Origin of the sequence: Agrobacterium bohemicum, from assembly GCF_002896715.1 — a bacterium.
Lineage (GTDB): Bacteria > Pseudomonadota > Alphaproteobacteria > Rhizobiales > Rhizobiaceae > Agrobacterium > Agrobacterium bohemicum.
In genome coordinates this window covers 260,289-269,437 of record NZ_PGEL01000021.1, presented here as the reverse complement: position 1 = coordinate 269,437, position 9,149 = coordinate 260,289, and the positions used below count along the sequence as shown (strand labels likewise).

8 protein-coding genes and 1 pseudogene are annotated in these 9,149 nt (G+C 55.0%); 3 read left to right on the top strand and 6 right to left on the bottom strand.

Annotated elements, in window-relative coordinates; all coding sequences use genetic code 11:
- Positions 1-272: 272 nt before the first annotated feature.
- The 5 genes from CUC55_RS07625 to CUC55_RS07605 form a co-directional block, all read right to left on the bottom strand.
- A complete protein-coding gene (locus tag CUC55_RS07625; protein ID WP_245303991.1) occupies positions 273-875 on the bottom strand; it encodes a GNAT family N-acetyltransferase in 603 nt (200 codons plus the stop codon).
- A 251-nt stretch (positions 876-1,126) separates the two neighbouring features.
- Positions 1,127-1,600, bottom strand: coding sequence for a nuclear transport factor 2 family protein (locus CUC55_RS07620; protein WP_067650660.1), 474 nt, complete (start codon positions 1,598-1,600; stop codon positions 1,127-1,129).
- Positions 1,597-2,220 (bottom strand): pyridoxamine 5'-phosphate oxidase family protein, encoded by a 624-nt coding sequence (locus tag CUC55_RS07615; RefSeq protein ID WP_103087445.1) that lies wholly within the window; start codon positions 2,218-2,220, stop codon positions 1,597-1,599. Before CUC55_RS07615 ends, CUC55_RS07620 begins: the two co-directional genes overlap by 4 nt.
- 87 nt (positions 2,221-2,307) lie before the next feature.
- Complete coding sequence (locus tag CUC55_RS07610) at positions 2,308-3,294, bottom strand: MBL fold metallo-hydrolase (RefSeq protein WP_067650653.1); 987 nt, start codon at positions 3,292-3,294, stop codon at positions 2,308-2,310.
- Positions 3,295-3,414: 120 nt separating this feature from the next.
- A complete protein-coding gene (locus tag CUC55_RS07605; protein ID WP_067650651.1) occupies positions 3,415-4,134 on the bottom strand; it encodes an alpha/beta hydrolase in 720 nt (239 codons plus the stop codon).
- Between the two features lie 342 nt (positions 4,135-4,476).
- On the opposite strand from CUC55_RS07605, the gene CUC55_RS07600 reads away from it, so the two are divergent.
- Positions 4,477-6,342 carry a PAS domain S-box protein gene (locus CUC55_RS07600; RefSeq protein WP_103087460.1) on the top strand — a complete coding sequence of 622 codons (1,866 nt, stop codon included), beginning with the start codon at positions 4,477-4,479 and terminating at the stop codon, positions 6,340-6,342.
- Positions 6,332-6,952 (top strand): response regulator transcription factor, encoded by a 621-nt coding sequence (locus CUC55_RS07595; RefSeq protein ID WP_103087444.1) that lies wholly within the window; start codon positions 6,332-6,334, stop codon positions 6,950-6,952. Before CUC55_RS07600 ends, CUC55_RS07595 begins: the two co-directional genes overlap by 11 nt.
- 6 nt (positions 6,953-6,958) lie before the next feature.
- On the opposite strand, the pseudogene CUC55_RS07590 reads toward CUC55_RS07595, so the two are convergent.
- Positions 6,959-7,717, bottom strand: a pseudogene (locus CUC55_RS07590) (IS5 family transposase).
- A 444-nt stretch (positions 7,718-8,161) separates the two neighbouring features.
- On the opposite strand from CUC55_RS07590, the gene CUC55_RS07585 reads away from it, so the two are divergent.
- Positions 8,162-9,127: a DNA cytosine methyltransferase gene (locus CUC55_RS07585; RefSeq protein ID WP_245417710.1), complete on the top strand. Its 966-nt coding sequence runs from the start codon at positions 8,162-8,164 to the stop codon at positions 9,125-9,127.
- Positions 9,128-9,149: the final 22 nt, after the last annotated feature.

Sequence of the window (9,149 nt, the reverse complement as noted above, 5' to 3'; positions counted from 1 at the left end):
CACGCTGACAATCATCCGGCCAAGCCCGGAATACGCCGTGGATGTCATAAGCTACACCACGCTGCGGGACACGATCGGGTGGACCCTCCACTTTGATCTAGTGCTGCAATCATTCCCGATGCTGAAGTCAGCCGGGCGGCCATTTCTTTGCGGGCTTCCGTATTCATTCGTACTTTCCCTTCTTCAGATCGTACAGAAATTTCGAGGAGTGACTCAGCGAGGAGGCACCGTACGTCCTTCCGCCAGTGCTGCCCGGGGGNCAGATCGCTATCTCACAACTTAAAGCTCTTGCGGTGATATGCGTGCCGGAAGCCTACTTTCCTAAGGTTATCGAAGGAAATATTGGGTTCTCCGACTGCAGGTGCCAATGTCTCGACGGCAAATGTCGACACGTTGTTGCCGAGCCCATGTTCGATACGACTTTTAATGAGCGCCTTTTGAATACCGCGATTTCGAAATTCCGGAAGTGTGGTGCCGCCGCCTAGCCATGCGTAGGTTCCAGACTGGTACATGGTGGCAGTACCGACTGGATTGTCACCATCCAAGGCGAAAAAACACGACCAGCCTACCTTTCCGACGATTGCTGACCACAACCTCGTCAGGGTCGATGGAAAGTTAAAGCCTTTGCACACCATCGATCCAAAGAGCGCGGCTTCCTCAACATGAACGAGTCGCGTTCGGATCGAGTTGGCCTCCGAAAGGTTCGCTGATGAGCCGTCGTAGACAAGTTTCGCCCAACCGACACCATGTTCAAGCAGACCCTTGGCGAGGATCCAGTCTTTAGTTCCGGCTGGAGCGCGGTCCATATTTATCTGAAGAAACCGGTTTCCGCTCCTCCCATTCATCCACCCATAGGCTTCCTCAAGATCATTCACGGAGTTTAGCCCGAGTACACGGTTCAGACCGATGGCTGGCGCGCTTGGCAGCGATATTGCGCATCCACCGTTGATGGGAAGGCATTCAAAATGCTCTTCGGATTTGAGCGTTGACGGTGAGACATTGTAAAGATCGAGGAAGGCTTTGACCTCGATAGCCTCTTCTTCTGGCGGAGATGAACGTTGTGAAAAATGCGAATTCAAAATGACCATGTGGCTGTCTTCGACTGATGGAAATGGAAACTACGCGATCAGAAACCAAGCTCGCTGAGCCCCGGGTGATCGTCGGGCCGACGACCGAGGGGCCAGTGAAAGCGACGGTCTTCAACGCGGATTGGCAGGTCGTTGATGCAGGCGTATCTCTTGCGCATCAGGCCACTATCATTGAACTCCCAGTTCTCGTTGCCGAAAGATCGGAACCAATTGCCGCTGTCGTCATGCCACTCATATGCAAACCTGACGGCAATCCTGTCGCCGCCGAACGTCCACAGCTCCTTGATCAGACGGTAGTCGAGCTCCCGACGCCACTTTCCTGAAAGGAAAGCGATGATAGCCTCCCTGCCACTAACGAACTCGGCGCGGTTACGCCACTGACTATCAGCCGTGTACGCCAACGCAACCCTGCCCGGGTCCCTGCTATTCCAGCCATCTTCGGCAAGCCGCACCTTGTCGGCAGCAGTCTCTGATGTAAACGGCGGTAGAGGCGGTCTTTGAGCGTTGGTCATTCGGATTTACCTTCTAATCTTGCCCGCAACGCTGCATTTTCAGCTTCGAGCTGTTGCAGCTTCTGACGTAGTGGTGCGACTGCTTGCTCAACTTGCTGTTCGGTGTAGCGGGGNATGATGTGCTGGGGGCAGTTCCAGTCGTATGCTTCGAGCCGAAGCTTGAATATCCGCTCTGCACGGCCCCTATACGTCGGATCGGATACGAGGTCCGTTAGCGATGGATCGGCGTCGAGCGTCAGCCGCTCGACGTGGGCATAGACTTTGAGCCGGGTCCGTCGGACATAGTCCATGAGAAACAGACAGGCGCGGTCGTTGGCTGCGAAATTCCCTGCGCTGATGTATTGGCGGTTTCCGCGATAGTCGGCAAATGCCATTGTTTGGGGATCAACGACCTTGAGGAAACCGGCTTTCCCTCCGCGATGTTGAACATATGGCCAACCCGTCTCTGACACAGATGCGATATAGAAGCTGTCGCGCGTGGCGATGAAAGCGATCTCATTCTCCGTCAAAGTATCCGATGGCCGATCGTTCTCGCCCAGCCATATCTGGTCCACCCCCATATCCGCCTGCGCGGCTCGGACGCTTGGCGTGACGGCGACTTCCAGAAAGTGGTACGGCATACCTCGTCTCCATACTTGAGTAGGCCCGCATCAGCGAACAATGCGGGCCTTGATCTATCTCAGCTACCTAAATCCCNGGCTACAGCATCAGTCTTGCAAAGCCCAGTCGGCGACTTCCCAGCGCATCTGACCACGATCTGAGACCACACGACCAAGACCTGGGAACGGCATGTGTGTCGCAGCAATCAGGGCGCCTTCCGAGGCAGCTTGTGGGAGGAAGCGATCGCGCATCGCTTTCGCAGCAGCCTGATCCTGTTCGAACAGGAAGAAGACGTCCGTTGCAGCAGGATGGACGACCGGGAAAATCATGTCGGATACCATGATCAGGCTCTTGCCGCCGTCCTCGATTCGGACTCCGATATGGCCAGGCGTATGGCCGGTTAGGTCGACAATCGAGACGCCAGGAACGATTTCACGCTCTCCGTCGATGGCTTGTAGCTTCGGATAGAGGCGGACCACCTCTTCCGCCATCTTGAAGCTGGGCTGCAGAAAGTCAGGCGCGCTATTTCGCTTAGCCCGGTCAGTCCAGTGCTTGACGTCGCGACGGTCTACATAGACCTCGGCATTCGGATAATTGTTCTTACCGCCGAGAACCAGACCGCCCATATGGTCCTGGTGCATATGCGTCACGATAACCGCATCGATATCGCTCGGCTTCAGACCGAGCGTGGCCAGCGCCTGCGGGAGATGTCCGGTTTCCCCGATAGAACCTGCAGCACCGGCATCGATCAGGATGCGTTGCTTACCGTCTTCAACGAGGTATTGATTGAACAGAAAACGAACCCCGCCGGATCTGCCCGTAAACTGGGCGTTTGCGGCCTTTTCCACTTCGGGGGCCGAGCGTCCCGGGAAGTAGGTGTAGGGCATATCAGCATATCCATCCGTCAGCGCAGTTACCGTGAAACGGCCGATATGTATCTGTGCAAACGGCGTTGTTACGACCGGTTTTCCGATAGCTTTGGGTGTTGCGGCCTGGGCAGTCAAGTCGCCTAGCAGACTTTCGCCGAAAAGGGTTCCTCCAACGAGACCAAGAGGCAGAGCGCTCGCGAAAGCGCGGCGTGACAGCTGAGGCATGCCATTCTCCTCGAGTTCAGTCAGTGATATTTGCGATGTCTGTGAGCGTGTAAGATTAAAAAAGTTGCGCATGATATTCCCCCAGTGGTGATTGATGTGCGCAGCCGCTGACGCTCAGCATCAGTTAGGCTGGTTTGGCTTAGCTGCGGTTCTGATGAGCGCTGCGACTTCTTCAGGCTGGGACAGCATTACTGCATGGCTGCTGCTGACCTTTACGACCGTGGCTCCTGCGCGCGCGGCCATCGCTGCCTGCGCTTGAGCGGGTATCATTCGATCTTCCGTTGCGAGCAGGTAGAAGGATGGCTTGGATTTCCATGCCGCAGAGGTGATCTTGCTCTGGACGGCTTCAAGGCCCCAAGGCCTCTGGGCGGCACCCATGAACTGCGCTTCTGCGGGGTCTATGTCGGCCGAGAATGCGGCCGCAAACTTCTGCGGATCGAGTTTGATGAAGCCATCCTTCGGCGGAAGGAGTGGGGCTTTCTCTGCACCAGGAACCTCTTGCGAAGCAAGGTCGAAGACGGATTCCCCAACGTCGGGAACGAAGGCTGCCAGATAAACGAGACCGAGTACCTTTTCTTCGCTCCCGGCTTCTGTAATCACGGCGCCACCATACGAATGTCCCACGAGCACGACTGGATGTTTCGCCTCGGCGATAACGCTTTTGGTGCGCTCTACATCCTGCTCGAAGGTTACGGCAGAGTTCTGAACAACAAGAACCTCATAGCCTTCCTGCAACAAGGTGTCATAAACCCTTCGCCAACCGGAGGCATCCACGAACGCGCCGTGCACAAGCACTACTGAAGCGGTTCTGGATAGGGGGGCAGAAGAATCTAGGGCCATTGGGCGAACTCCTGAGTAACATCATCTGACAGATCTTTCGCCGAAAGCTCAACAGCGTCGGGCCTTTGGGTGGCAGTAGGTTTGCCGTCAATGAGTGATTTTGCCCTGAGTACGCAGGCGTGCCTCACTCGCTTGAATGTATGTGTAGGGCTGATGAGGCCAACTCTCAATTGAGACCATGGTCATTTTCGACTAGACGAAGGGACTGCAAAANTAGACAAAGGTCTATCAATCTTAGCTAACGCAGCGCGGCGGAAAAGCGTAGTTTCAGTCCCGGGCCAGCATTGCAAGCAGCCGGGGGTCAACTTGGAATACAAAACACACGCTGACGAGATCATCGACATGATCCCGGCAATGGCTTGGTCGACAACATCGGATGGAATGCTGGATTTCGCCAACCAGCACTTCCTCGAATACGTCGGTCTGCCACTCGCAGACATTGCCGGAGAAAACTTTTACCGCCTTTNCCATCTCGATGACATCCATCATCTGGGTACGGAATGGCTCAAGATCATGACTTCCAAGATAGCAAAAGAAGTCGAGGGTCGACTTCGGCGCGCAGACGGAGAGTTTCGCTGGTGTAGTTTGCGGCAAAAGCCGCGCTTTGATTCAGACGGCAACGTTGTCAGATGGTACGGTGTGGTTCTCGACATTGAGGACCGCAAACGTGCTGAAGATGCGCTCAGGGAAACCAAGGCCGCGCTCGCAGCGAGCGAGGAGAACCTTCGACTCATAATCGACTCGCTTCCTGTCCTCGTCTGGTCGGCCCGACCCGATGGCAGTGCGGACTTCGTCAACAAGAGCTGGTTGGATTACGCCGGACTGTCTGCTGACCGGATTCTCGACTGGGNCTTTCTGGACCTCTACCACCCTGATGACATCCCTGAGATGGTCGAGATCTGGAAGAGAGACCTCGAGCATTCTGACCATACCNAGCTGAAAGGGCGCATTCGCGGCGCGGATGGCGAATATCGATGGTTCTATTTCTCGGGCCGGAAGCTTACCGATGCCAACGGAGTTGTGCGTTGGTTCGGGGTAAATATCGACATTGAGAACCTACAGTGCGCAGAAAACGCCCTTCGCTACAGCGAGACAGCGCTTAGGGAGAGCGAGCAGAAGCTCAACCTCGTCATAAATACGATACCTGCTATGGCGTGGTCATGCACGCCGGATGGACAACTTGAATACTGGAACAAGATCTTCATAGATTTTGTCGGCTTGCCAATCAAGGACCTCGAAGGCTTCGGTTTCTATCAGGTGTTTCACCCTGACGATGTTGAGCGTATGCGCAAAAGTTGGGAAGAAATCGTCGCCACCAAACGGCCTCATCCAGTAGATGCTCGCATCAGACGGTTCGACGGAGAATACAGGTGGTTCAACCTACGACAAAATCCACTTGTCGATTCGGACGGAAACGTTTTGCGTTGGTATGGTGTGGTCGTTGATATCGAAGATCGCAGACGCGCAGAAGAATCCCTTCGTCAAAGCCAGGCGGATCTGGCACACGTTACGCGCCTGACCACAATCGGCGAATTGGCGGTGTCAATAGCACACGAGATCAATCAACCGCTGATGGCTATCGTGACAAACGCCGGCACCTGCCTGCGTTGGCTCAAGGACGGGCACACGGATTTTGAGCAAGCGCGACTGGCCGCAGAACGCATTGTGCACGACGGCCACCGCGCTGGCGAGATTGTCGCCGGCATACGCGCAATGGCGCAGAGAACTCCGGTCCGGCTCGAGAAGACNGACTTCAATAAGGCGCTTCGCGACGTGTTGTTCCTCTTGAGGGAACAGTTGCAATCGAGCGGAGTACAAGTCACAACAGGTCTCGCATCCGAGCCACTCTATGTGCTAGGCGACCGTACCCAGCTCCAGCAGGTTCTTCTGAACCTGATTTTAAATAGCGCTGAGGCCATGCAGCCTGACAACGCTGCAATCATCAGTGTTAGATGCATCGATGGAAAGGACGGCGACGTTGAAATCTGCATTTCCGATACGGGGCCGGGAATACCACAGGAAAACTTCGATCGCATCTTCGAAGCTTTCTACACCACAAAGCTAGATGGCATAGGAATGGGGCTTTCGATTTGCCGTTCCATTGTTGAGGCCCACGGCGGCCGCATTTGGGCCGCGACCAACCATCCGCGAGGCTCCTCGTTTTGGTTCACACTCACCAAGTTCGAGGGCAAAACTGTTGATAGATGATAAAAGGAACAGACGACCAACCGTTATAATCATTGATGATGACCAAAGCGTGCGCGACGCGCTGAAGGGACTCTTTGAATCCGTAGGGCTAATCGCCGAAACACATGGCTCCGTCAAAGAATTCATGGTCGCGGACGATCCCGAGAAGGCGGGCTGCATTGTGCTCGACATCCGCCTACCCGGGCAAAGCGGCCTCGAGTTCCATGAAGTTTNGGCCCAAAGTGACATTCCTAGGTCCGTCGTTTTGATAAGCGCTCACGTTGATGTCCCAATGGCAGTGCGAGCTATGAAGGCGGGTGCCATCGACGTACTGACTAAACCAGTCCGTGAGCAGGATCTGCTCGAGGCGGTGAACCGCGCGATTGCTAACGATGCAACTCGCCGTAAAGAGAAAACCTCAAAAGCTATCACGCAATCTGCATATCTGTCACTGACAGACCGCGAACGGCAAATCATGGCTCTCGTCGTAACCGGGAAGCTTAATAAACAAATCGCAGCCGAGTTGCAGCTCGCCGAGCCAACCGTCAAACTCCATCGAGGCCATATGATGCAAANGATGAAGGCCACCTCGGTCGCTCACTTGGTCAAGATGGCTGAAGGGTTGTTATAGGCTCAGCTAGGCCACGGACTCATTAGTTGAGGCGATCCATATCCTCGTCGCGGCAAGCTTGAGGGCAGCGAGATAGTTGTCGGCACGCCGGTCGTATCTCGTCGCGAGGCCTCGCATCTGCTTGATACGGTTGAAGAACCGTTCCACGAGATTGCGCTGACGGTAGACCCAGCGGCTGAAGCTGAATGTCTGCTTTCGATTGGCCTTTGCAGGGATATTCGCCCAGCACTTGCGTTGCTTGGCAAAGTTACGAATTGCGTCGGTGTCATACGCCTTGTCGGCGAGGATCGTCGCGCCGGGCCGCAGGTCGCTCAACAGCTTTTCAGCCATCGGTGCATCGGCGGCTTGGCCAGCGGTGAGTTCCAGCCGAACCGGTCGGCCACCGGCATCAACAAGCGCGTGGATTTTGGTTGTCAGGCCGCCACGCGAACGTCCCATGCAAGGATCGGTTGGCACCATGCTGGTGAACGCGAACGCAGGAGGAATCTATCATCACGATGTCTCCATCGTAACGCTTTGAAACCGCATCAAGAAGGCGTCCCAGACGCCAGCCTTGCGCCAACGCGAGAACCGATTGTAAAGCGTCGTGCGCGGACCATAGCGTTCCGGCACATCTCGCCAGGACGAACCCGTTCTGAAACGCCACAAGATGCCGTGGATCACTCGACGATCGACAACGCGTTTAATTCCACGGCTGTTGTTCGGCAAAAGCGGCTCGATGACCGCCCATTCCTCGTCGCTCAATTCGTGACGGCGCATGGCAATCTCCTTTCAAGGAGATTGAATCACACACCGTCAATAAGATGAACCCCGTTTATGGGGACACTTCCTAGCAGACCTGGGGGAAGCAGGAGCATGTTTCCATGCGTTTGAACGGATGTGAACCAGAGACACCCTGCAAAATTAGCTCAAACAACTGAAAACAATAAACTAAATCATCAATCTTTGATTTGGCATATCTCTTGAGTCTGTCTTTACTGATCGGCTGACCTCTCATCGCTCTGACTAATAAATTGCGTGAGAACCGTGTCCACGATGAGCAACATTCCTTTCCAATATCGCGAATGGCTTCCCGAGTGAGTTATCCTGTGGATTTCCGCAACTATCTCCCCGGCAAGCCCGACGACAGGTTAGAGCTACACATTGCGTTTGCACAGACCCGATGGTATCGGTTATTTGTTCTTTATTTGTTCTATTTGTGAGGTCGCGATGTTGTTATCATCTCTTGAGATGTGCGCGGGTGCTGGGGGCCAGGCTCGAGGACTCGAGCTCGCCGGTTTTGGTCATTCCGGTGTCGTTGAAATTGACAAGGATTGCTGTGCAACATTGAGATTGAATCGCAAGGACTGGACCGTTCATGAGGAAGACCTCAGCCTTTTCGATGGCCGTCGCTACAATGGTATCGATCTCCTTGCGGGCGGGCTGCCATGCCCCCNTTTCTCGATCGCAGGGAAGCAGCTCGGGGAAAACGACGAGCGAAATCTCTTTCCCGCAGCCATAAGGTTAGTGGACGAGACACGCCCCAAGGCGATCATGATCGAAAACGTTCGCGGGTTTCTTTCGGCGGTGTTTGAGGACTATCGCGGCTTCATTCGCTCGGAGTTGAAAAAGCTTGGATACGAGGCTCACTGGCGGCTTTTCAACGCGTCCGACTATGGTGTCCCCCAGCTCCGTCCACGCGTCGTGATAATCGCGTTGCGTGACGACATTAAGGATGTGTTCGAATGGCCTGCTCCCTCCCCGGTCGATGCACCCACTGTCGGCGACACACTGATTGATCTGATGGCTGCAAACAAATGGAAGGGCGCAAAGGCTTGGGCAAAACGCGCCAACGACGTCGCACCAACCTTGGTCGGCGGCTCCAAGAAGCACGGAGGTCCTGATCTTGGACCTACCCGGGCGAAGGCAGCATGGGCTACACTAGGTGTCAACGGAAAATCGATCGCGGAAGAAGCTCCGGAAAGGGATTTTGTCGGAATGCCGCGCCTGACTGTGCGAATGGCCGCTCGTATCCAGGGCTTTGATGACGCATGGTTGTTCCACGGACGAAAGACGGCCGCCTATCGCCAGATCGGTAATGCGTTTCCACCGCCTGTTGCAAGAGCCGTTGCGATCAAGCTTAAGCAGGCCATCGAAACGCGTACCATCTATCCGGTTTTGTCAGTCGCGCGTTAACGCTCTGATAACCTGGGATGGC